This is a genomic window from Paraburkholderia sp. HC6.4b (genome assembly GCF_014200875.1).
Classification (GTDB): domain Bacteria; phylum Pseudomonadota; class Gammaproteobacteria; order Burkholderiales; family Burkholderiaceae; genus Paraburkholderia; species Paraburkholderia tuberum.
Genome location: NZ_JACHDC010000004.1, coordinates 209268 through 230600, shown reverse-complemented (window position 1 = coordinate 230600; position 21333 = coordinate 209268). Strand labels below are relative to the sequence as shown.

22 protein-coding genes and 3 pseudogenes are annotated in these 21333 nt (G+C 61.5%); 6 read left to right on the top strand and 19 right to left on the bottom strand.

Going from position 1 to position 21333, the window contains the following annotated elements; genetic code table 11:
• Both HDG34_RS07725 and HDG34_RS07720 read right to left on the bottom strand, forming a co-directional pair.
• Positions 1 to 192, bottom strand: coding sequence for a DUF2783 domain-containing protein (locus HDG34_RS07725; RefSeq protein ID WP_013094246.1), 192 nt, complete (start codon positions 190 to 192; stop codon positions 1 to 3).
• A gap of 5 nt (positions 193 to 197) precedes the next feature.
• The gene (locus HDG34_RS07720) at positions 198 to 1883 is read right to left on the bottom strand and encodes an FAD-dependent oxidoreductase (RefSeq protein WP_184058917.1); all 1686 of its coding nucleotides are present in this window, start codon (positions 1881 to 1883) and stop codon (positions 198 to 200) included.
• 278 nt (positions 1884 to 2161) lie between these two features.
• On the opposite strand from HDG34_RS07720, the gene HDG34_RS07715 reads away from it, so the two are divergent.
• Positions 2162 to 3316: an SMP-30/gluconolactonase/LRE family protein gene (locus tag HDG34_RS07715; protein ID WP_184058915.1), complete on the top strand. Its 1155-nt coding sequence runs from the start codon at positions 2162 to 2164 to the stop codon at positions 3314 to 3316.
• Positions 3317 to 3389: 73 nt separating this feature from the next.
• Here HDG34_RS07715 and HDG34_RS07710 read toward each other — a convergent pair whose 3' ends face one another.
• On the bottom strand, positions 3390 to 3809 hold the full coding sequence (locus HDG34_RS07710; RefSeq protein WP_184058913.1) for a DUF1810 domain-containing protein: 420 nt from the start codon (positions 3807 to 3809) through the stop codon (positions 3390 to 3392).
• Between the two features lie 160 nt (positions 3810 to 3969).
• On the opposite strand from HDG34_RS07710, the gene HDG34_RS07705 reads away from it, so the two are divergent.
• The 3 genes from HDG34_RS07705 to HDG34_RS07695 all read left to right on the top strand — a co-directional run bounded on the left by HDG34_RS07705 (position 3970) and on the right by HDG34_RS07695 (position 6367).
• A complete protein-coding gene (locus HDG34_RS07705) occupies positions 3970 to 4440 on the top strand; it encodes a ribonuclease (protein ID WP_184058911.1) in 471 nt (156 codons plus the stop codon).
• A 7-nt stretch (positions 4441 to 4447) separates the two neighbouring features.
• Positions 4448 to 4705 carry a hypothetical protein gene (locus HDG34_RS07700; protein ID WP_184058909.1) on the top strand — a complete coding sequence of 86 codons (258 nt, stop codon included), beginning with the start codon at positions 4448 to 4450 and terminating at the stop codon, positions 4703 to 4705.
• 312 nt (positions 4706 to 5017) lie between these two features.
• Positions 5018 to 6367, top strand: a complete 1350-nt coding sequence (locus tag HDG34_RS07695; protein WP_184058907.1) for an NAD(P)/FAD-dependent oxidoreductase — start codon at positions 5018 to 5020, stop codon at positions 6365 to 6367.
• Positions 6368 to 6511: 144 nt separating this feature from the next.
• Here HDG34_RS07695 and HDG34_RS07690 read toward each other — a convergent pair.
• Together HDG34_RS07690 and HDG34_RS07685 are read right to left on the bottom strand one after the other, a co-directional pair.
• Positions 6512 to 6673 (bottom strand): annotated as a pseudogene (locus HDG34_RS07690) (cupin domain-containing protein); the annotation flags it as partial.
• Between the two features lie 2 nt (positions 6674 to 6675).
• A complete protein-coding gene (locus HDG34_RS07685) occupies positions 6676 to 7266 on the bottom strand; it encodes a LysE family translocator (RefSeq protein ID WP_184058905.1) in 591 nt (196 codons plus the stop codon).
• A 100-nt stretch (positions 7267 to 7366) separates the two neighbouring features.
• Between HDG34_RS07685 and HDG34_RS07680 the strand changes: the two genes are divergently transcribed.
• Positions 7367 to 8257, top strand: a complete 891-nt coding sequence (locus tag HDG34_RS07680) for a LysR substrate-binding domain-containing protein (protein ID WP_184058903.1) — start codon at positions 7367 to 7369, stop codon at positions 8255 to 8257.
• Between the two features lie 87 nt (positions 8258 to 8344).
• On the opposite strand, the gene HDG34_RS07675 is transcribed toward HDG34_RS07680, so the two are convergent.
• The gene (locus HDG34_RS07675) at positions 8345 to 9235 is read right to left on the bottom strand and encodes a LysR family transcriptional regulator (protein ID WP_184058901.1); all 891 of its coding nucleotides are present in this window, start codon (positions 9233 to 9235) and stop codon (positions 8345 to 8347) included.
• A gap of 121 nt (positions 9236 to 9356) precedes the next feature.
• Between HDG34_RS07675 and HDG34_RS07670 the strand changes: the two genes are divergently transcribed.
• Positions 9357 to 10097, top strand: coding sequence for an SDR family NAD(P)-dependent oxidoreductase (locus HDG34_RS07670; RefSeq protein WP_184055638.1), 741 nt, complete (start codon positions 9357 to 9359; stop codon positions 10095 to 10097).
• Positions 10098 to 10172: 75 nt separating this feature from the next.
• On the opposite strand, the pseudogene HDG34_RS07665 reads toward HDG34_RS07670, so the two are convergent.
• The 13 genes and pseudogenes from HDG34_RS07665 to HDG34_RS07605 all read right to left on the bottom strand — a co-directional run.
• A pseudogene (locus tag HDG34_RS07665) lies at positions 10173 to 10530 on the bottom strand (Tn3 family transposase); the annotation flags it as partial.
• Positions 10531 to 10804: 274 nt separating this feature from the next.
• Complete coding sequence (locus HDG34_RS07660; RefSeq protein WP_184058899.1) at positions 10805 to 11701, bottom strand: sterol desaturase family protein; 897 nt, start codon at positions 11699 to 11701, stop codon at positions 10805 to 10807.
• A gap of 64 nt (positions 11702 to 11765) precedes the next feature.
• Entirely contained in the window at positions 11766 to 12686 is a 921-nt protein-coding gene (locus tag HDG34_RS07655; RefSeq protein ID WP_184058897.1) for a DMT family transporter, read from the bottom strand.
• 20 nt (positions 12687 to 12706) lie between these two features.
• On the bottom strand, positions 12707 to 13120 hold the full coding sequence (locus HDG34_RS07650) for a hypothetical protein (RefSeq protein ID WP_184058895.1): 414 nt from the start codon (positions 13118 to 13120) through the stop codon (positions 12707 to 12709).
• An 89-nt stretch (positions 13121 to 13209) separates the two neighbouring features.
• Complete coding sequence (locus HDG34_RS07645; protein ID WP_184058893.1) at positions 13210 to 13728, bottom strand: GNAT family N-acetyltransferase; 519 nt, start codon at positions 13726 to 13728, stop codon at positions 13210 to 13212.
• A 24-nt stretch (positions 13729 to 13752) separates the two neighbouring features.
• Positions 13753 to 14631 carry a diaminopimelate epimerase gene (dapF, locus tag HDG34_RS07640; RefSeq protein ID WP_184058891.1) on the bottom strand — a complete coding sequence of 293 codons (879 nt, stop codon included), beginning with the start codon at positions 14629 to 14631 and terminating at the stop codon, positions 13753 to 13755.
• A gap of 59 nt (positions 14632 to 14690) precedes the next feature.
• Positions 14691 to 15641: an N-acetyl-gamma-glutamyl-phosphate reductase gene (argC, locus tag HDG34_RS07635; RefSeq protein ID WP_184058889.1), complete on the bottom strand. Its 951-nt coding sequence runs from the start codon at positions 15639 to 15641 to the stop codon at positions 14691 to 14693.
• A 19-nt stretch (positions 15642 to 15660) separates the two neighbouring features.
• On the bottom strand, positions 15661 to 16734 hold the full coding sequence (locus HDG34_RS07630) for a pyridoxal phosphate-dependent aminotransferase (protein WP_184058887.1): 1074 nt from the start codon (positions 16732 to 16734) through the stop codon (positions 15661 to 15663).
• A 10-nt stretch (positions 16735 to 16744) separates the two neighbouring features.
• The gene (locus HDG34_RS07625) at positions 16745 to 17590 is read right to left on the bottom strand and encodes a ThiF family adenylyltransferase (RefSeq protein WP_184058885.1); all 846 of its coding nucleotides are present in this window, start codon (positions 17588 to 17590) and stop codon (positions 16745 to 16747) included.
• Between the two features lie 25 nt (positions 17591 to 17615).
• Complete coding sequence (locus HDG34_RS07620; protein WP_184058883.1) at positions 17616 to 18323, bottom strand: 2OG-Fe dioxygenase family protein; 708 nt, start codon at positions 18321 to 18323, stop codon at positions 17616 to 17618.
• A 34-nt stretch (positions 18324 to 18357) separates the two neighbouring features.
• Positions 18358 to 19410 carry an iron-containing redox enzyme family protein gene (locus tag HDG34_RS07615; protein ID WP_221309066.1) on the bottom strand — a complete coding sequence of 351 codons (1053 nt, stop codon included), beginning with the start codon at positions 19408 to 19410 and terminating at the stop codon, positions 18358 to 18360.
• A gap of 15 nt (positions 19411 to 19425) precedes the next feature.
• Positions 19426 to 19734: a ferredoxin family protein gene (locus HDG34_RS07610; RefSeq protein WP_184058881.1), complete on the bottom strand. Its 309-nt coding sequence runs from the start codon at positions 19732 to 19734 to the stop codon at positions 19426 to 19428.
• A 386-nt stretch (positions 19735 to 20120) separates the two neighbouring features.
• Positions 20121 to 20243, bottom strand: a pseudogene (locus tag HDG34_RS07605) (IS5/IS1182 family transposase); the annotation flags it as partial.
• Positions 20244 to 21333 lie beyond the last annotated feature (1090 nt).

Below are 21333 nucleotides of genomic sequence, written 5' to 3'. Positions count from 1 at the left end.
TCAATCCGCGCGCGCCAGCGCCAGCGCTTCGAGCAGCACGTCGGCATCGCCGATGTGGTTCGCGAGCAGCAGCACGAGCTTTGCGTTCATGAAATGGCTTTGCTCGTCGGTCAGTCCATTGTGCGCGTCGATGAGCTTTTCATAGAACGCATCGGGATCGGCCATATTCGTTTCGATGTTCAGCTTGGTCATGATGGTTATCCGTTGCAGGTTGCGCGATCCACGGCCTTGGCGACCGATGCGGTGTCGAGGGCGCGCCAGCGCGCGCAGACGTGCTGGTCCGGACGCAGCAGATAAAAGGTGCCGGGCCGCGCATCGAAGCGATGCGTGACGATGCCTTCGACGTCCTCGATCACCGTGACGTGAGGCATCTCCGGAAGAGCGGTCGCGGCCGCGCCACGCGGCACGACGATCAACGAGTGAACCGGCACCGCGAGGCATGCGAGCGCGCGAAGCTGTTCGGCGCATTTCGTCAGGTCGTCTCCCGGGCCGCAGAATTGCACACCCGTGAAGCCGCCATGTCCTGTCTGATTCAGGAACCAGGCGTCTTCGCCAACGAGCTTGACCGGCGCGTCAGTGCTGGCCGCGCCGGGCACCATCGCACCGGTGAACGCGTCGGCGTCGGGCGAGTTCAGGGGCGAGTCGCGCAGAACCGCCGGCACCGACAGACGGCCGCTGTTGACGATGCGCCGCGCGAACGGACACTCTTTCGCGAGCTTGAGCGTGGCATCGCGGAACATCCGCGAAACCGCGCTTTTCGGCGTGATGAAGTCGGTGGCGCGCGATGAGTTCAGGATGTTTTCGTCCGCCGCATACTCGCGCTCGGATGCATAGGTATCGAGCAGCGCCGGCGGCGCGTCGCCGTTGACGACGAGCCGCAGCTTCCAGGCGAGATTGTCGGCATCCTGCACGCCGCTATTCGCGCCGCGCGCGCCGAACGGCGACACGCCATGCGCCGAATCGCCCGCGAACAGCACGCGGCCATGCCGGAAACTGTCCATCCGCAAACACGAAAACGTGTAGACGCTGACCCATTCGAGCTCGAACCCGGCATCGTCGCCGAGCAGCGCTTTCACGCGCGGAATCACTTTCTCAGGCTGTTTTTCAGCGACCGGATCGGCGTCCCAGCCGAGCTGGAAATCGATGCGCCAGACGTTGTCGGGCTGCCTGTGCAGCAGTACGGATTGATTGCGATGGAAGGGCGGATCAAACCAGAACCAGCGTTCGGTCGGAAACGGCGCCTTCATTTTCACATCCGCGATCAGGAAGCGGTCCTTGAAGGTGCGACCATGACTGTCGAGACCGAGCGCCTTGCGCACCGCGCTGCGCGCGCCGTCGGCGGCGACCACGTATTGCGCGCGCATCGGATAAATGCCGTCGGGCGTTTCGACCCGCAACTCGACATGGTCGTCTTGCTGGGTCACACCGATCACATTGCTTTTCCAGCGCATCTGCAGATTCGCGGTTCGCTTCGCCTCGTCTACCAGATAGCCCTCGACGTAGTACTGCTGCAGATTGATGAATGCTGGGCGCGCGTGGCCTGTCTCGGGCAGCAGGTTGAACGTATAGATCAGTTCATCCTGCAGGAACACCTTGCCGACGTTCCAGCTCACGCCTTTGTCGACCATCTGCTTGCCGCAGCCGAGCCGATCGAAAATTTCCAGCGTCCGCTTCGCAAAACAGATTGCGCGCGAACCGCTCGACAGCGTGTCGTCATTGTCGAGCAGCACGGTGCGAACGCCCTGCTGGGCCAGATCGATGGCCGCTGACAACCCGACCGGGCCAGCGCCGATCACCACGACCGGATAGGTGAGCGGTGCACCGGCATCGTGGTCGGCGGCTCGCTCGTAGTCGAACCGCATCGATTGGTAGTCGATCTGCATGGCGTCTCCGGGTTCTGCGGGATATCTTTGATTAATCTATAGCAAGCAGTATTGCTCCTTGCTAATATTGGCCATTCTATAAAGCTTTTTGAGCGATCGAATCTGTATTTACCCTGGTGCGGTTCCATTGCACGCAAACCCGGCAACGAATATCCCGGCGAATCGCACTTTCGACAACGTCGAGGAAGCGCGCGCCGCCAAGCATTGAAACGTCGGGTTGACCTTGGCAAGTGGCATTCGTGATACGTTAGCTGGCACAAGCAGCGATGGAGACCACCATGCTGATTCCTCTGCTGTTACTTGTGGGGCTTCTTTGGTGGATGTTCGCGATCCATCCGGGGCATGCGGCGCTCGAGCGACTTCGTGCGATGATGGAATTTGCCCGCTTGGACTTCAAACATTTTCCGAAGCTTGCCCCGCAATCGACTGCCCGGTCTGCGATTGCCCTGGCTCTGTACGCCATCGCCTGCGCGATCAGCACAGACAACCTTGGCCTCGCGCAGGCTCAAGCACAGCCGCCGTCGTTCGAGAGCTTCGCCATCCCGGCCGGCAGCGCACCGCATGACGTCGCACCGGCGCATGACGGCACCGTGTGGTACACCGCGCAGGCGCGGGGAGCGGTCGGGCGGCTGGACCCGCGCAGCGGCAAAACCGACACGATCGCGCTCGGCGCCGGATCGGCGCCACATGGCGTGATCGTCGGCCCCGATCGTGCGGCGTGGGTCACTGACGGCGGCCAGAACGCAATCGTGCGTATCGATCCGAAGACGCTCGCCGTCACGCGTTTTCCGCTACCCAAGGACCGGCCAGACGCCAATCTGAATACCGCCGTGTTCGACAAACAGGGGCATCTGTGGTTTACGGGGCAAAGTGGTATCTACGGTGAACTCGATCCGCAGCGATCGCGCATGCGCGTCTTTGATGCCCCACGCGGCGCCGGGCCCTACGGTATCTGCGTGACCCGCTCCGGGGATCTGTATTTCGCTTCGCTGGCGGGAAATTACGTAGGTCGCATCGACCCGACCACGGGCGCGGCACAGGTCATCGAGCCACCAACGTCGAATCAGGGCGCGCGCCGCGTCTGGGCCGATTCCAGGGGGCGCATCTGGGTCAGCGAGTGGAACGCCGGAAAAGTCGGCGTGTACGATCCTGGCACGCATCATTGGCGCGAATGGCGACTGCCCGGCAACGATCCGCACGCGTATGCAATATTCGTCGACGACCAGGACATCGTCTGGCTCAGCGAATGGAGTGCTAATGCGCTAGTGCGCTTCGATCCGCGTGCCGAGCGGTTCGACGTGTTGCCGCTGCCGCGTGACCACGCGAACGTCCGTCAGATGATGGGTCGTCCGGGCGAGGTCTGGCTGTCCGAATCCGGCACGGATCACCTGCTGCTCTTTCGATCCCGTGCAGCCGATGTGAGCGGGCAGTGACCACGCACTGCACCGGGAGCGGAATTGCGCGGTCCGCTGCGCCCCGCGTGCGCGGGACCGCTACCAAAATGGTCTAGAGCAGCTGGAGGGTCCGCGGATCGGCTTCTCCGCCGAAATACTTGCGCAAAGCTTCGATGAATACGTCGTTGTCGTTCGTGGCGCGCGCGAACAAGGTGACCGACGAGCGAAACTTCAGGTCATCCGGATACCCGAATATTTCCTCGACGGAGCGGTCGCTGACGACGTTGACCAGGTGCGTCGTTTCGCGCAGCCGTGGGCCGAGTATCGGGTGGCGCAGATAGGCTTGCGCTTCGTCCAGCGACGAAAGCGCGAATCGCTGAGCCATTGCGCTGGTTCCGAGCCCCTCGATTTGAGGAAACACGAACCACATCCAGTGGCTTCGCTTGCGTCCGTGCCTCAGTTCATCGCATACCTGGTCGTAGACCGGCTCTTGTGCATCGAGGAAGCGCTGAAGATCATAGGGATCGTCCATTTCGTACTCCGCTGCAGGCGTGGAAACCATCGTTAAACCACGATTCTCGCGCGCATGCAGGCACGGGTCTACGATGGATCGTTGATTCGCTCCGTCATTAGCGATACCTTTACGTCTATCCAGGTCGTCGGGTGCTGGTCAACGAAGGGAGAACCGTTTCGTGAAGAGAGCGTGGGCTGTCTCCTGCATCGTCGCATTGAGCGCGATCTTCGGCGGATGCGGCAAGCAGGGACCGCAAAGCGCCACTGAGGCATCGGGCGCATCCGCGAGCTCGGCGCCGGTTCAGCCAGCACAGGGTGCGAGCAATGCAACCGCTGCATCAGGCGCCCAAGGAACGGGCGCGCTGGTCACCGTCACCAAGGCGCAGTTGCCGGCGGAGGCGGCCGAAACTCTGCGACTGATCAAAGCGGGCGGCCCCTTCCCGTTTAGCGATGACGGCGTCTTGTTTCGTAACAGTGCGGCTTTGCTGCCGAAGCATCCGCGCGGTTACTACCACACCTATACGGTTCGCACACCAGGCGCGACGGATCGGGGGCAGCGTCGGATCGTATGTGGTGGGCCGCGCAAGCAAACCGGCGAGTGCTATTACACCGACGATTACTACGCCAGCTTCAAGCGCATTGGAGAATAAAGACGGAATGAACTGCGTCAGCGACGCTATCTGCGAACTGGCGGCGGCGTCGCAAGGCATCTTTTCGCTAGCTGCGATGGCGCTGTTTCAGCGAGTTCGGCGACGCAGTCATGGTGCCATTGAGGCCCACAACGATGAGATACCTGCCGACGGTATCAATCCATCGACCGAAAGTGTGAACGTTGATGGCTTCATCCTGATCACCACAGATCTGGCGAAGAACGACCCCCAGCCATCAGCGCGGCACCTACGATCACCCCTTTGACGACCACGTCGAGTGGAAGGGCCGAACTGCGTTCAGCAGTACGTTCGAGCGCCTGGCCATCGCGGCGAGCCGACTGCGCCGAAGTGAAGTCGCGCGTCGGGTCTCGGGCATCGTGCGTGTGAACCTGGAGGGGTTTCCAGACAGTGCGAGTACGCCGTTGAGGGCGAGGTCAGTAGGAGATCTCTCAATCAGAAAACCTGAAGGCAACCATCAGAACTATGAGATTTTCCTGCTGTCGGGCTTCTGCGATAGTTGTTCTCAACCGTTGTGTTGGATTTCCGTACCGCGCGTCGTCGTCCAGGGAGAATCTGCATGCATCGTTTTGTGATCGTGGGAGGAGGGGCGGGTGGCATCGAACTCGCAACGAGGCTAGGCGATCGTTATGGTGGTCGGCGAAGAAGCGGGGCGCAACGTGCCTCCATTACGTTGATCGACCGCAACCCGACGCATATCTGGAAGCCCCTGTTGCACGAGGTCGCAGCGGGAAGTCTGGACCCATTCGCACAGGAACTGGCGTACGCCGCGCAAGCCCAGTGGCACGGCTTCCAGTTCATCCATGGCGAACTTGTCGGACTGGATCGTGGCTCGAGGCAGGTCCTGCTTTCGCCACTGCTCGATGACGACGGAACCGAACTGGTACCGCCGCGCCGAATCGGGTACGACTCGTTGATTCTTGCCATCGGTAGTACAACGCACTACTTCGGCGTGCCGGGCGCGGCGGAAAATTCGCTCGCGCTTGACAACGTCGCTCAAGCGGAACGCTTCAGAAAGCGCCTGATTTCAGCTTGCATTCGCGCCGAACAACAACGAGACGCCGGTGAGCGGAGTGCATGTGGAGTGCCGGTCGATCACGCGCCTCGTGTTCAGGTCGCGATCGTTGGCGGGGGCGCTACGGGCGTGGAATTGTCCGCCGAATTGCGCAATACGGCGAAGGTACTTTCATCATACGGCTTGCATCGGCTCGACCCCACACACGACGTCGGGATCGTGCTCATTGAAGCTGGGCCGCGGATTCTGCCAGCGTTGAAAGAACGCGTGTCCACCGCAGCTGCCGGACTGCTGGGCAAACTCAATGTCAAGTTGATGGTCGACGAGCGGGTCGCGGAGGTCGCGCCCGGACTCATCCGCACGAAAAACGGCAAGACGATACGTGCGGATCTCACGGTGTGGGCCGCGGGCATCAAGGCACCCGCGGTGCTTTCAACGCTCGATGGGCTGACCGTCAATCATCTGGGGCAACTCAGTGTGCGTCGCACGCTTCAAACGGATCTCGACGACCATATATTCGCATTCGGCGATTGCGCGGCCTGTCCATGGTTGGGTTTCGAGCGCAATGTTCCACCGCGCGCCCAGGCGGCTCATCAGCAGGCATCGTTTTTAGTCAAGGCACTTGCGCGACGCATCGAGGGGAAAAAGCTTCCGGAGTTTGCCTATCGCGATCTCGGCTCGCTAGTGTCGCTCGGGCACGCGAATGCGGTAGGGAGTCTGATGGGAGGTCTTATCGGCGGCAGCATGCTCGTGGACGGACTGCTTGCTCGCTTCATGTATTTGTCGCTGTATCGGATGCACGTTGCAGCGCTGCATGGCTATGCACGCATGATCGTCAATACCCTCGCGCATCGGCTCCGTCGAAGCACCGCGCCGCACGTCAAACTGCACTGAGCACGCCTTTCAGCGTCGACTCGAGCGGAGGCGCCATGCACGCTCGAAACGGCACCTCGGCCAGACGATGCCGACGTCTCCGGCGTCTCGAATGGCTTCATCCAGCAAGGTCTCGATATCGGGGTGCTCGTGTTCTTCGGCAAGCTCCTCGTGCTCATGGTCGTGCCACACGAGCTGCCCGCGCACTTTCGCGACCTTCACGTACTGATCGTTGACCTGTGCGACAACTTTCGGCGACCAATGATCCGACACATCGGCGAACGCGGCTTCAAGGTCGAACGATTCGGCGAACGGATGGGAAGACATGCTTATCTCCAGGTCGGAATGAGGGATGCGGCGAGTAGCACACCCATCGCGAGATTGAGAATGCGCCAGTGGCGCGGCGTCCGAAACAGCCGGGCGAATAGCACGCCGAGCGCACACCACAGCGCGAGCGACGCGCACGCAGTCACCCCGAACGCTGCACCGAGCAGCATCGCGAGGCGGTTCGGATTGTTTGCGAGCAGCGCGAAAGACGCCGCCGCGCCAACCGTCATCGCCCAGCCTTTCGGGTTGAGCCAGAGCAGCAGGAAACCGTTGACGAGCGAAACCGGGCGCACGGGGCCGTTGCTCGCGTTTGGCGGCCCGCTGCGCGCGATGCGCCACGCGAGCCACAGCAGATACGCCGAGCCGAGCGCCCTCACCGCCGTTTGCAGCGACGGCAGCGTCAGAAGCAGGCCGCCAAGCCCGAGCGCGGCGACCGCGGCGAGCAAGGCGAGGCCCATCGCGATGCCGAGCATCAGCGGTATCGAGCGTACGAAGCCGAAGCGTGCGCCTGAGGCGGCGGCGAGCGTGGTCGCGCCGCCGGGCGTCACGGTCGCGACGGCGACGAAGAGCAGAAGCGGCAGAATCGAGGTCATCGGTGCACATTCGGATCAGTGAATTCGCACTGTACGGATCGTCAAGGCATCGTGAAAGCTAATAATATTGATGCGGTACATTACGTCGCATAATGCATAGATGAGCCGAAACCTCGACCTCGATCTTATCCGCACCTTCGTTGCCGTCGCCGATAGCGGCAGCATGACGGTCGCCGCGAATCTGCTGCACATGACGCAAGGCGCCGTGAGCCAACAGGTGAAGCGCCTCGAAGATGTGCTGGATTGCCTTCTGTTCGTTCGCAAGACGCGCCGGCTGGAACTGTCGCACCAGGGCGAGCAGTTTCTCGTGAAGGCGCGCAAGCTGCTGCGGCTGAACGATGAAATCTGGGCCGACATGACCGGCCAGCCGTTGCGCGGCGCCTTGCGTGTGGGCGTGCCTTACGATCTCGTGACGCGGCTCGCGCCCGCGATGAAGGCATTCGCCGACGCGCATCCGCACGTCGAAATTTCGTTGGTGTGCGCGGCGTCGCCAGAGCTGAGCGAAGCGGTGAATAGCGGTCGCGTTGACGTGTCGTTGGTCGAATATGTCGCAAGCGAAGCCGAAGGTGAAGTGGTCTGCATCGAGCCGCTGGTGTGGGTCAAGGGGCGCGGCAGTGATGCATGGCAGAAGCGGCCGTTGCCGCTGTCGATGGTAGACGATCGTTGTGCTTTCCGTCCGGTGGTGCTCGGCGCGCTCGCGGACGAGGGCATTGCCTGGCGCACGGTGTTCGAGAGCGGAAACATCGAGGCGACGGCCGCAACGGTGCGCGCGGGCCTCGCGATCACGGCCTGGCTCGCCTCCACGGTGCCGGCCGATCTGGAGACGCTGACGCCTCGAGTAACCGGCTTGCCCGCACTGCCTGCGTTCGCGATCTGTCTGCGCTTGCCCGCGACGGTTCAGCCAGCGGCACAGGAATTCGCACGCCACGTACGCGAGTCGATGTCGAGCGACGCTGGCACTCGACGCGCGCCGCTCGCGAACATTGCGTGACGGACGGCGTTTGAAGTGCACGCCGGAATCGACTGATTCAGACGCACGCAGTGCCGCCAGCCATCTTTTAGTTCACGGACGTCGCTCCTACAAGCGCTGCGGCAGCGCAGCCGCAAAATAGTCAGTCACCCGGCGCACGCGCGCAGGCACGAAACGACGCGTCGGCCAGATGATGCTTACATCACGGGCGTCGCGAATGAAGTCGTCTAGCACGGTCACAATGTCGGGATGCTTGAGTTCGTCGGCGAGCGAGAGCTTCGCGAAGAGGCCGATTCCCACGCCCGCGAGCACGGCCGATCGTATTGTCTCGACGCTATTCGACGACAGGTTGCCTCGCACCGGTACGCTGAATCGGCCTCGCGGCCCATGAAACGGCCAGTTTGCCGACTCCATCAGACCGCCGTAGAGCAGGCAATTGTGATTGGCGAGTTCGGTAGGATCCTTCGGTACACCGTATTGCTCGAAATAGCGACGCGATCCGACGCAGACCAGCGGGGTGCTGGCAATCCGCTTCACGACCGAATCCGGATCGTTGACGGAGCCCACTCGAATCGCGAGATCGATTCGATCCTCGACCATATCGCGTACGAAATCCGACAACACGAGATCGACCCGCAGACCAGGATAGCGCGACAGCAGCTCGGGAATGAGCGGAACAACGTGCAGGCGACCGAACGTAGAGGCAGAGGCGATCCGGACAAGCCCCGAGACATCCAGCGTGCTGCTGGTCAGTTCGCTGTCGGCCACCTCGATCTCGTCCAGCAACGGCTTGGTGCGTTCGTAGTATTTCTGCCCCTGATCCGTCAGGGTCACGCTGCGTGTGCTTCGGTTGAATAGCAGCACGCCCAGGCGCTTTTCCAGCGCGCCGATCGACTTACTGATCGCGGACTGTGACTCGCCGGTTCTGCGCGCCGCGGCGGAAAAGCCACCCGCTTCAACGACGGCGAAGAAGGCGTTCAATTCGTGAAACCGATCCATTGTATTTCTCTCGTGCGATCTATTCTCTCGGTGAATGGATCTTATGATAAATCCGCCGATTATCATTCGCAGGAGCCGCAATTACGATGTCACTTCCATTCACGAACAGGCAGAAGCTTCAATGTCTACTCTCACAGGGAAGATCGCGGTTATTAGCGGCGGAACGACCGGTATCGGCCTGGCGATCGCCAGGCGATTCGTCGCCGAAGGTGCTCACGTCTTTATCTTCGGTCGGCGCCAAGGCCAGCTCGACGAGGCCGTCAAACTGCTCGGACGCAACGTTACCGCGCTTCAGGCCGACGCCGCGAATCTCGATGACCTCGACCGTGTCGCTGCGGCAGTCAGGGACGAAAAAGGTGTCGTCGACATCATCGTGTCGAACGCGGGCTTTACCGAGCAGGCTTCGATCGACACCATCACGCCTGAGCATTTCGACAAGGCATTCAACCTCATGGCGCGCGGCCCGGTATTCCTGGTGCAGAAGCTGCTGCCGATGATGACAGGTGGCGGGTCGATCATCCTGGTTTCGTCGGCCATGCACGTCATGGGCATCCCTGGTCATACCGCCTACGCGGCGACCAAGGCCGCGTTGCGTTCCTATGCCCGCACCTGGGCCGCCGAATTCAAGGATCGCGGCATTCGCGTCAACATGCTTAGCCCTGGTGTCACCGACACCCCGATTCTCGACTCCCAGTCGGCGACACGCGAGGATCTGGTGAGCATGTACAAGAGCATGGTCCCGATTGGTCGACTCGCCCGCGCCGAGGAGATGGCCAGCGCGGCGCTTTTTCTCGCCTCCGAACAGAGTTCCTATATGACGGGCGCGGATTTGATGAATGACGGCGGCATCGGCCAGGTCTGAGGCCCGAGGCTCTCACCTCCGCGATTTTTACTCGTGCTATTTGGGGTGCGCTCAAGAAACGGATTTTTTCGTACGCTAAGACTTCGCCCTAGGCGATTTGGCCACGCGTAACGGCCTGAATCGCCCCTTGGCGACGCGTTTGTTGGCGTGCCATACATAGTCACCTGTCAGGTTGATGTGGTTCCAGCCGAGCGGAGCGACGTGCGAAATCAGGCTGTCGTTGATCTCACGCTGCTGCCGCAAGGCGGCAATTGAACGCTCCAGATACACCGTGTTCCACAGCGTGATCGCAGCCCACCACGAGGTTCAGGCCACTGGCCCGGTAGCGCTGGTTTTCGTACGAACGGTCCCGTATCTCGCCCAGACGATAAAAGAACACCGCTCGCGCCAGTGAATTGCGGGCTTCGCCCTTGTTCAGGCCGGCGGATACCCGTCAGCGCCTGAAGCGCGATCGTCGTCAGTCAGTTTGTCAGAAGAGGATGGGGCGATTGGGAGCATGGAAACCGCGCAGTAGAAAATGGGGCACCATTCTCGCCTGACACCCTCGCAATCGCTCAATGTGTAATGCGGCTTTGACCCACGTCGCTCAGACCACCCGTACGACCACTCCAGGCCATCCGCAATGACGAAACAACCGCCACTACTGGAAGGCGAAATTCCGGGGGAAGCTCACTTTACCTCCCGATCAAGATGACATGCCCTAGCGCTTACTCGACACTGGCGCTTACGTTTCGAGAAGTGCCCTGCTGCCCCGCGTCGCGGTCCCCTCGCTCCCGCTCACGCCATCCCGGCGGACCGAACACGTAGCCGACACATCCGCGCAGCGTCTTCGCATTCCAGACGTCGCGCGCCATCGCGACCCACTCGTGCAGTGAAAGGCGCAATGGATTGTTTGATCCGATCGGATGAACCAGGCCATAGCGGCAAGGTTCGTCGTCGCGCTCCTCGACGAACGTGCCGAACATCTTGTCGAAGAAAATCAGAACACCGGCGTAGTTCTTGTCCAGATAAAGGGGATTCGACGCGTGATGGACACGGTGATGCGACGGCGTGTTGAGCAGGTGCTCTAACCAGCCGAGCCGGCCTATCAACGGCGAATGCAGCCAGAACTGATAGTGCAGGTTCAGGCCGAGCATCACGAACACCCAGCCCGGCGAGAAGCCGAGCCAGATCAACGGCGTGTAGAACAGGAAAATGCCGGTGATCTTACTGAGCCAACTTACCCGATATCCCATCGCGAGGTTGTAATGGGTCGGCGTGTGGTGAACCATGTGACTCGCCCAGAACCAGCGGATCTCGTGCGCGAACCGATGCTGCCAGTAATACGCGAAATCGACGGCGACGAACAACAGCAGCATGCCCCACCAAGTGGCGACCGGGATCGTGAACAAGCGGTGATCCCACAGCCATTGAAACAGGCCCACGCCGACGCTCGCTGCGAGCACCTCGGACCCGATGTCCATCGCGCCGAGTATGCCCGACACGAGGTTCTCGTTCCACGCATAGTCGTTGCGGGCCAGCCACCGGAACGCCAGCCCCTCTAGCACCGACAGCACGATAAGAAATGGAAGCGTCCATTGCAGCGCTACCGCCAAAGTTTTCATGCATGACTCCTGGCACTCAATGAAAGATTCACGGGATCGTAGCGACGCTGCGCAACGCGCCGCGTCAACGGCTCGGCAACGACGCGCGTTCGCGAACCGCGCTCGAGCGCGATGGCACAAGCACCAGATACAGCGCGACGGCGATCAACAGGCCGCCCGTCAGGTGCGCGAGCGTCAGACGCTCGTGCAGGAAGATTGCGCCGAACACCACGCCGAACAGCGGCACCAGGAACGTCACGCTCATCGAGCGGAGTGGGCCGATGTCGGCGATCAGCCGGAAATAGAGCAAATAGGCGAGCGTCGAGCAGCCGAACCCGAGCGCCGCGATCGCGAGCCACGTGCCCGGTTCCGACGGCAGATGCGCGGCGTGAAGGAATGCCTGATACCCGAACAGCGGCACCAGCACGACCACCGCACCGAACTGGCTGCCGAACGCGAGCAGACGGTTGTCGAGGCCGCCGCGACCGGCGATCCAGCGTTGCGTCAGGAAGCCCGAGAAGCCGTAGCACGCGACCGCGAGCAAACACGCGACGACACCCTGCAACTCCTGCCATCCGAACGTCACGGGCCCGCGCTGTGTCAGCACGCCGACGCCGCACAGACCCACCACGACGCCCAGTGACTTTGCAGGTGTGACGCGCTCCGCGAAAAACATCGCGCCAATCACAACGCCCATCATCGGCGTAGTCGCGTTGATGATCGCGGAATAGCCTGACGGCAGCACTTCCGCCGCGACGCTGTACAGCAGGAACGGCACGGCCGAGTTCAACACACCGAGTAGCATCGCGAGATGCAGCTTGCCGTCGAACCGCCACGGCAGACGGGCGAACAGCAGCACCAGCGCGAGCCCGGACGCGCCGAGGCCTTCGCGCAGGAAGGTGGTGGTGACGATGCCGGTGCCGGGAACGACGATGCGCATCAGCAGGAAGCTCGAGCCCCAGATGGCCGACAGGAGGACTAGACGGGCGAGATCGATCGGTTTCATGAATACGTGGTCAGTTAAGGTCAGAGAAAAGGCCGGCGCCGCTGCGCGTCAGCCGCGTTACGCGGCGTACGGCAGGTCCCGGATCGTCGCGTCTTGGACGCGCAGTTCAATTCCAGCTCGATCGTCTTCGCGATCGCATGCCCGCGGTTGGCGGCGTCCAACACGCGCAGAATGCCCGTCACATGGCTGTCGACGGTGCCAATGCAAGTTGACGGTCGACGCCACGAGTTCGCGCACTGGTGCGCGGCGCCCAGAGCGACGAAGCGGCGGAAGAACGACAGGCCGCGCGCGCTTGGAACGTCCAGATCGAGAAAAATCCGAAACCACGACCCGATGCAGCGGAACTGCGCGAGCGCGTCGCCGTCGCGTCCGCTGACGACGATGTTCAGGCTCTGGTCCAACCTCACCAGGCGGAGCCGCGTCGCTTCCGCCACCAGCGGATGTTCCTCGACGAAAGGACGTTTCTGATCGGGATTGGGGGTGCTTCTGTCGTATACATTCGATATCTTTTTTCGATTAGCCTTCAGTCCGTCGTCACGCGACGCCCCACCATCACGAGATCGCGTTCGACGTCTCCGAGCCGGGCGACGCGCGGCATTACGCCCCAAGTTGCGAACCCCGCCCGCTCGAACAGCCTGATGCTCGCGGTGTTCGACGCGAAGATCGTCGTGGCGAGCACTTCGATGCCGAGCGACGGCGCATGGCGGATCGCCGCGTCGAGCAGATAGCGCCCGAGGCCCTTGCCGTGATAGTCCGGATGCAGATAGATCGCGAGATCCGCGGTCACGAAGTAGCCTTCGCGCTCGTTCATGAAATAGCCGAACGACAAATAGCCGGCTACGGGCGAGCTGGGCGCATCGCCGTCGATGGCCACCCATACCGGCCGGCGCGACCCGCGATGCTTGCGTAGCCATTCGACGCGAGATTCGACATCGATCGGCCGGAGATCGCACGTGCACTCGCGCGTCAGCACCGCATCGTTGTAGATGTCGACGATGCGCGGCAGATCGCCCTCGTCGGCGTCGCGGTGAACGAATTTCATTGACGTCTCCGGTTCCATGCAAAATTATCGTTGTGCGTCAGTCAGACCGCGCTTCAGATCGTCGGCCAAAACGCCCGCAGCCACGCACTTGACGGGGCCGGTCAGGAATACGTTCCTGCCGCTGCCGATCTCTACGACGACCGTTCCGCCCGGCATCTCGACCGTCACGCGATCGTCTACGAGCCCGAGTTCGCGGCACGCGGCGACGGCCGCGCAACTGCTGCTGCCAGACGCGAGCGTGTATCCTGCGCCCCGCTCCCAGATCTCGATCCTCAGCCGGTCGTGGGCAATCACTTCCACGAACTGGACGTTGGTCTTGTTCGGAAAATATGGATGACTACATATTTCCCTTCCGAAAGAACGCGCCGTTGCCTCGTTCACCGGCTCACCGATTACGACGCAATGCGGATTGCCCATGTCGACGCAGCTCGCACGCACCTCCGTGTCACGAAGCCTAATCGGCCGGTCAATGAAGTCACACCCGTCGGCGCGCGCGGGAAGGCCCGGACCGTGCAGCGCATACGCGCCCATCGCGACCTTGATGAGGTCGTCGCGGCAGTCGAGGCAGTCGACGTCGATGTCCTGTCCACTGTATTCAAGCCGGACTGTGAACTTCGACGCACTCACATAGCCAGCGTCGATCAGCGAACGGGCGAAGATGCGCAGCCCGTTACCGCTTTTTTCGCATTCGCTGCCGTCCGCATTGAAGAGCCGTAAGCCCAGCCGCCCGCCGTCGACGATCGGGCCGAGCACGATGCCGTCCGAGCCGACACCGTGATGCCGGTCGCAGAGTTTGCGCACCGTCTCCGGCGTCATTCGCAGACCGCAATGCCGCGGATCGACAACCAGATAGTCGTTGCCGAGAGCATCGTATTTTCGAAAATCGAACGATTCGTTGCGCATGTGAGAAGGTGAAAAATGGTAGCTCGACCCGTCGATGTCGGAGACGCGATCAATCCGCGTCACCGTTCGAGCACGGTGGCCGTGTGCTCGTCGAGGCCCAGCATAATGTTGAGGTTCTGCACCGCGGCGCCGGACGCGCCCTTGCCCAGGTTGTCCAGCTTCGCGACGAGCAGCGCGCGACAGCCGTCACGAGGGCCGAACACGTACAGATCGACGTGATTGCTGCCCTCCATCTCATGCGGCGTCAGGAACGGCGCGGTCTCGGGATCGGTTTCGCCGTACGGCCGCACGCGCACGCAACGCTCGTTCGCGTAGAAGGTTGACAGACCGTGGTGTAAATCGTTTGCACGCACGCCTGGCAGATCGTCGAGCTGCACGCATACGAGCATCCCCTGACGGAAGTTGCCGACCGCCGGCAGGAAGCACGGCACCCTTCCGAGCCCCGACCACTTGGCGATCTCCGGGACGTGCTTGTGTCCGAAATCGAGGCCATAAGCGGCGAAGGCCGGCGCGTGCGCGCCCGCCGCCTCGTAACGCTCGATCAGCCGATTGCCGCCGCCCGTGTAGCCCGACACGGCCGTCACCGCGTACTCGCGATCAGCCTGCAACAGCGCCGCATCCACGAGTGGACGCAGCAGCAGGATCGCGCCCGTTGCATAGCATCCGGGATTCGATACGCGCGCGGCGTCGCGGATCTGCGCACGTTGCCCCGGGTGCAGTTCCGGCAGACCGAACGTCCAGCCGTCCGCGATGCGATGCGCGGAGCTCGCGTCGAGCAGCCGGCAGCCCGCATCCGCTGCAAGCGCGACCGCGTCGCGCGCCGCGTCATCCGGCAAGCACAGGATCGTGACGTCGGCCGCACGCATCATCCGGTAGCGCGCTTCCACCTCACGGCGCGACGCGTGATCGATATCGATCAGTTTCACACCCGGATGGCGTGTCAGACGGTCGCGGATCTGCAATCCCGTCGTGCCGGACGCGCCGTCGATGAAAATGTGTCGTTTATTCATATCTCTTTTCCGGTCGCACTCACGCGACTTGCGAAGTGAATTGAGACGCGATGCGCCGCAAGCCCTCGCGAAGCTCCCCGGCTTCGCGTGCGAATGTCAGGCGCATCCCCCGCTCGCGATCGAAGACCTCCGCCGGCATCGTCAGCACACGGGTATCGATCAACACACGCCGACAAAACTCAAGCGACGGCTCCGCCGAGCGCAGATGCAGCCAGCAGAACGGCGCGCCCTGTGGCTCGACGAGTTCGACCTCCCCGGCATGACGGCGCACCCACTCGCGCAAAATCTGGCTACCGGCTCCGATCAACGCGCGATAGTGACGCAGGTAGTGGTCGCGCTCGACAAGCACCGCGCTCGCGAGCGACTCGCACAACACCGAGTTCGAGATAGTCGTTTCGTGCTTGTACGCCATCGCGGCGGCGACGATCTCCTTCGGTCCGCACATCCAGCCGACTCGCAACCCCGGCGCACCGAACAGCTTCGACAGGCTCGACACCGAAACCGCCTGCTCGTAGTCGTGCACGAACGATTCGCCAAAGTCCTGCAGATACTCCTCGTCCGCGATCAGGTGGATTCGCCGCGCGCGCAGCATCGCGATCAGATGCCGTCGGTCGTCGTCGGTGATGCCGCGCCCGGTCGGATTGCACGGCACGTTCAGCACGAGCGCCCGCGTATTCGGCCGGATCGCCTGTGCGATGGCTTCCAGATCGAGATCGAAGTCGCGCGTGTACCGGAGCACCGTTAGCGCGCACCCGATCCGTGCCGGCACGTTCCACGACTGCGCCCAGCCAGGCTTGAACGCTATCACGTGATCGTCTGGCCGCAGCAACGCTCGATAGATCAGATACAGCGCCTCCTGAGCGCCGTGCGCGATGCCGACCTCGCGTGACGGGCACCGGTACAACGCCGCCACCTGCTCGCGCAGGCGCGCGCTGCCGCGATCGCTGCCGTAATCGAGCACGACGCGCGACGCGTCCGCAATATCCCCGACCGTCAGGCACGGCGCGTTGCTGTCGCCGAGATCAATCTCATAGCGTCCGGCCGCATCGCGAAATACCCAGTCCTGAATCGTGTAAGTGGCAGGTCCCGACATACGCCCCCCGTCAGCAGCAATCGACGACACGCGCGTGCGCGGTCGCATTCCTGGCTGTGTCGGCCGGCGACGCAACCTCGCAGAACCGGGCCGCGCGAATGTCGAACTGGTAGCAGTACGGCACGGCCTTGAACTCGTGCTCGATTCCCAGCAGCATCATCAGTGCGAGCGACGAGCCCCACGACGTTGCCATCAGACAGCTCGCGCTGAGCGAGGCCACCTTCTTCGCGCCGAAGTCGAGCGACGGCGATTCCGCGTACGCGCGATACAGCATCGCAGGCGTTATCCCGTTGCCGAAGCGCTCAAGCTGCGCCTGTTCGTCCTGCTCGTCGTTGAGACCAAAGTAGTCGTCGAACGACATGCCGTGCGGATCGAATAGATGCCCGGTCACGCCGAACGCGACCGGCGAGCAAATCAGCACCGGAATGCCGCGCTCGCGCGCCTTCGCATACAGCAGACGGCGCGGTCGGATTACGAAGAAATCCAGCGTGTCGCACACGAGGTCCACGTCGGTCAGATACGCGTCGATGTTGTGCTCGTCCAGATAGTCGAATGTACAAATCGAAACTTCCGGATTGATCGACGCCAGCCGCTCGTTCAGCACGTCGGACTTCTTTCTGCCGATCGTGTCCACCGTGCAGCCGAACTGACGATTCATGTTTTCCGGACCGAATGTATCCGCGTCGGCGACGTTGATCCCGCCCACGCCCATCCGAACTAGACATTCGGCGTATGTGTAGCCGGTTCCACCGCAGCCCGGCACCGCGACGCGCTTGCCCGCAAGTGCATCCATCTGCGCTTGCGTCACCAGACCGATCATTCGGCTAAACAGAATGTCGCGTGAAAATTCACTCATCGTTATCTCCATTCGTTTCGTTCGATCAGGCTGCGCCGGCCCCGGCCTTCAGTTCCTCGGTGGCCACTTTGCGCTCGAAATCCTCGCCGTGCCAACGATCGGCCCAGCGCGAGAACGCGATCACGAAGATGTCGCGATGGCCTTCGGTTTCGATCGGCTCGATGTCGGTGACGTAATGGAACATCTGGCGATCGTCGAGCAGCGCCGCCTCGCCTTCCTGCACCGTCGCCTTGAAGAACGCTTCGCCCTCGCCGCCGAGCGGCAGCAAGCTCATTTCCGCGCCGGTAATGTCGTGACGCTTCATCACAGCGATCATCACGAAATCGTGCCCGTCCTGATGCGGGCCTTCGGGCACCGGAACGCCGGCAACTTTGTCGTTGGCGATCACGCGGTACTGGTGAACGTTGATCTGCCATTCGTCGTTGGTCGGCAACGGAATGGCCTTGGCACCAGTAGCGATCTGCTCGGTGAAATCAACGCGCAACGGCTCGTAGTGCCGCTGGATTCCTCCGGCGACCTTGTTGTATTTGGAGAACGTCATGTAAGGCCGATGCGGTAGCAGTTCGAACTGCCAGCGACCGTCTCGATGCGTCATCTTGTACTGCGAGAAACGGCGGAAGCGGCTGCGGTTGCCGATGTAGATGTCTGGATGCAGATCGTCGAAGCTGTTCAGAAGTGCCTGGTCAACCGCCGGGAGCTTGACGATGTCGAAACCTTGTTCGTTCAGGGGCATGTTTGTTCTCAAGATTGGGGGATGCGGTTGCCGCTCACGCCGCGACCGGCACGCGGCGGCGGGCTTCGAGCACCGACAGCAGCTTGTCCAGATAGCGCTCCGACGAGTTCATCCGGATCACCGCGCCGATCGCGATTTCCCGGCCAATCGCGGGATCCGCGTCGACCAACGGAGCGACGACGTTATTGAACCAGCCGTTCGCGTGATGCGTATCGATCACGATGTGCTCGTCGTGATACGCGATACCTGCTTCCGGAAGGCGGTTACGGCGCCACGCTTCCGCGACGTGCTTGAAACGGCGCGGCGCGATGTATTCGGTCACGCCAAAATAGCCAACCGCCTTGAAATAGTGGCGCCGATACAGCGAGAGGCACGCTGACAGATTGCCGGATATCCGAGCGTCGAGCAGCATGTTCTCGGCGACGAATTCGCCGTCGACGCCGATCGAGCCGAGCGCATGGCTGAACATCTTCGAGTGCACGCGCGCGGGCTCGCCGTTGCCCATCTCGTCGAAATAATTCTTCGCGATTTCGAGCTTCTGGCCGACTTCGGTGCCGACCTGCATCAGCGCGAGGATGTCGTCGAAGCGCGGATCGAGGTTCGTCTCCTGCGCGAGGTAGAACGCGATATCTTCCCGGGTCGCCTCTTTCGCGATGAAGTCGTTGTACAGCGAATGCACGCTCGACGTGTGCTGCGAAATCAGCTTCTTCAGCCAAGTGACATACTTGGTGCCGGTCCGCGGATAGTCGCTCACCTGCCGATCGTCGATCAGCCCGAGCTCGGCGTTCAGCATCGCGCGTTCGAGCGACGCCGCGATGTCGCGCAGAATCGGCTGCGTCTCGCGGCCGACATGCTCGATGCGGGCGGACTCGAAATCTTTCGCATAGATCAGCGCGAGCGTCAGGTGCATCTCCGCCAGTGCACGCTCGTCGCGGTCGCGGTAAGCGAGTTCGCCTAGCCGTGCGCATGCGGCGACGATTTCGGCCCGCAGCGTGGCGTTCTCGTTGCTCTTCGCCCAGTCCGACGCATCCGCGCGTTCCATGTGTGCGACCCAGTCTGCAACGGGCATATCTTGGATTGTGATCATATGAAGGCTTCTTTGTCAGTGGAAAGAAGGGGTAGCTGGACGTACCGGACGTCTGGCACGCTCCCTTCGGCTTTGCGTGATTGACGGCGAGACGGCGGCCATCGTGCGATTCAGTTCGATTGCACCCGCTTCGCCCACCGGGACGTCGCGCGCGCTGAAAATCACCTCGACCGGACATTCCGGCTCGCATACGCCGCAATCAATGCAGCTCTCCGGATCGATGACGAGAGACGTTGGAGTCTCACGAAAGGCGTCGACTGGGCATACATCAACGCAAGTCGTATATTTGCACCCGTCGCAACCCGATCCAACGATGTAGGTCATTTATCAATATCTCCTGCACAGGTTCGAACTCGTCTGAAAGGCTCCCCCCGGACAGGCGGTGAAACCAATACGATACTGGTACATCCGTCGATATCACGCAGTCGAACCAACCGAATTGCGCGATAGCTAAACGATAGACACTTTCATTTACCAATGGCGCGCTGCTCAAGGAACTTCGGTCATCGGATAAATGAACTTTTTATTCAGTGGCATGTGATTACCGACATCCAGAATTATCGTTAAGGAAACGCTGATCAATGGACAAACTGCCCAAGTTGCAGGCGAGATGGCGTTGAACTTTCCGGATGACGAAGCGCATCGACGCTCAATTCGGTGAATTGGACGCGTAAACGATGGTCTCTCGTGCCCTTCGGATAGGGCGGCTAGATTACCGACAGCAGGCGCTGCCACGCAACGACCTTATCCATCTCGGCCAGGAAGCGTTGGCACCTCGTCACTCGTTTCTGGACTGCAATTTCCGCTTCCACGAAGCCGATCTGCCTTTTCATCGTCGTGGGTCTGTTCCGTGAGCTGCCTTCTATAGCGTTCTCGCCTACGCCAGCGATGATCACCGAGCTGAATAAATCAGCGTTTCCTTAACTTCAGAAATCCGAGTCATGATTTTTACTTCACATATTTTTTGAGATAAACCTATTCATCTGAATAGGTTGTTATGAGATGCTGACGAGAGCTGGGGCCGGAAATTTGAACAGTGCGATGAGTGGAACTGGTGGTTTCCGAGCCGGGCATAATTCCGGCAAAGGAACCGTCGGCATTGCCGGCGCACGCCTATGGCGTGTGATGCGACGTTTCTTCACGCAGGCTGCCGATGTGATTCAGGCCGACAACCCGGTTACGGTGGAGAAGTTGGGGTGCCCTCAAGATTCGGATTTTTTCGTACGCTAGTGAGCGTGAGCACGTAAATCGATGGGAATTGGGGGCGTTTTGAGCAGCTTGCGTGATGTAGCGGAGGGGGTCTCCCTCAGGCATCTTGTACAAACGACGCCCAGGGGAGAGTCTCGTGTCTGCCAAGAACCGAGACTGCCAGAGTGTGCCACGTGAGTGCCTGCGATCCCAACTTCTATCACCTGCTGTTACGTATCGATCAGGACTACGCCAAACAGACCCGCGCGCAGCGTTGTCGCTGCGGTGGCGTACTCCATAGCGCCCGCTACCCGCGCAAGCCGCGCGGAATTTCATACGAAGCTCGCTGCCACTGCGAGTTCCGCTACAGCTTCTGCTGCGCCGACTGTCGCCGGTCGTACCACGCCATTCTCGGTGCGCTTTCTCGGCCGGCGCGTCTACACCGCCGCAATCATGATTGTCGTCAGCGCCACGCGTGCGAGCGCCGGTACGGCCGCGACGCTGACCGATCAGACTCTCAACCTGCATGATCGCCTGATTGGATCGTTCTTCACCAAGGCCAAGCACAAGTATGAAAAGCGCTTCGCGGCCGAGGGTAAAGCCGTCAATGACAAGGTGCGTCTCTATGCGGAAGTCGGCGGCGCACTGATCGCCGCAAAGGAAACCGGGGACGATCCGTTCCGCGCGATCGAGGCCATTGTGCCGTGGGAGACTTTTACCGCAAGCGTGCGCGAA

Coding starts and splice junctions, on each gene's coding strand:
- HDG34_RS07610 (WP_184058881.1), bottom strand. CDS start 19,734: ATGACCTACATCGTTGGATCGGGTTGCGACGGGTGCAAATATACGACT.
- HDG34_RS07695 (WP_184058907.1), top strand. CDS start 5,018: ATGCATCGTTTTGTGATCGTGGGAGGAGGGGCGGGTGGCATCGAACTC.
- HDG34_RS07675 (WP_184058901.1), bottom strand. CDS start 9,235: ATGGATCGGTTTCACGAATTGAACGCCTTCTTCGCCGTCGTTGAAGCG.
- HDG34_RS07645 (WP_184058893.1), bottom strand. CDS start 13,728: ATGAAATTCGTTCACCGCGACGCCGACGAGGGCGATCTGCCGCGCATC.
- HDG34_RS07725 (WP_013094246.1), bottom strand. CDS start 192: ATGACCAAGCTGAACATCGAAACGAATATGGCCGATCCCGATGCGTTC.
- HDG34_RS07660 (WP_184058899.1), bottom strand. CDS start 11,701: ATGAAAACTTTGGCGGTAGCGCTGCAATGGACGCTTCCATTTCTTATC.
- HDG34_RS07720 (WP_184058917.1), bottom strand. CDS start 1,883: ATGCAGATCGACTACCAATCGATGCGGTTCGACTACGAGCGAGCCGCC.
- HDG34_RS07615 (WP_221309066.1), bottom strand. CDS start 19,410: ATGATCACAATCCAAGATATGCCCGTTGCAGACTGGGTCGCACACATG.
- HDG34_RS07625 (WP_184058885.1), bottom strand. CDS start 17,590: ATGAGTGAATTTTCACGCGACATTCTGTTTAGCCGAATGATCGGTCTG.
- HDG34_RS07630 (WP_184058887.1), bottom strand. CDS start 16,734: ATGTCGGGACCTGCCACTTACACGATTCAGGACTGGGTATTTCGCGAT.
- HDG34_RS07620 (WP_184058883.1), bottom strand. CDS start 18,323: ATGCCCCTGAACGAACAAGGTTTCGACATCGTCAAGCTCCCGGCGGTT.
- HDG34_RS07710 (WP_184058913.1), bottom strand. CDS start 3,809: ATGGACGATCCCTATGATCTTCAGCGCTTCCTCGATGCACAAGAGCCG.
- dapF (WP_184058891.1), bottom strand. CDS start 14,631: ATGCGCAACGAATCGTTCGATTTTCGAAAATACGATGCTCTCGGCAAC.
- HDG34_RS07700 (WP_184058909.1), top strand. CDS start 4,448: ATGAACTGCGTCAGCGACGCTATCTGCGAACTGGCGGCGGCGTCGCAA.
- argC (WP_184058889.1), bottom strand. CDS start 15,641: ATGAATAAACGACACATTTTCATCGACGGCGCGTCCGGCACGACGGGA.
- HDG34_RS07680 (WP_184058903.1), top strand. CDS start 7,367: ATGAGCCGAAACCTCGACCTCGATCTTATCCGCACCTTCGTTGCCGTC.
- HDG34_RS07685 (WP_184058905.1), bottom strand. CDS start 7,266: ATGACCTCGATTCTGCCGCTTCTGCTCTTCGTCGCCGTCGCGACCGTG.
- HDG34_RS07655 (WP_184058897.1), bottom strand. CDS start 12,686: ATGAAACCGATCGATCTCGCCCGTCTAGTCCTCCTGTCGGCCATCTGG.
- HDG34_RS07670 (WP_184055638.1), top strand. CDS start 9,357: ATGTCTACTCTCACAGGGAAGATCGCGGTTATTAGCGGCGGAACGACC.
- HDG34_RS07715 (WP_184058915.1), top strand. CDS start 2,162: ATGCTGATTCCTCTGCTGTTACTTGTGGGGCTTCTTTGGTGGATGTTC.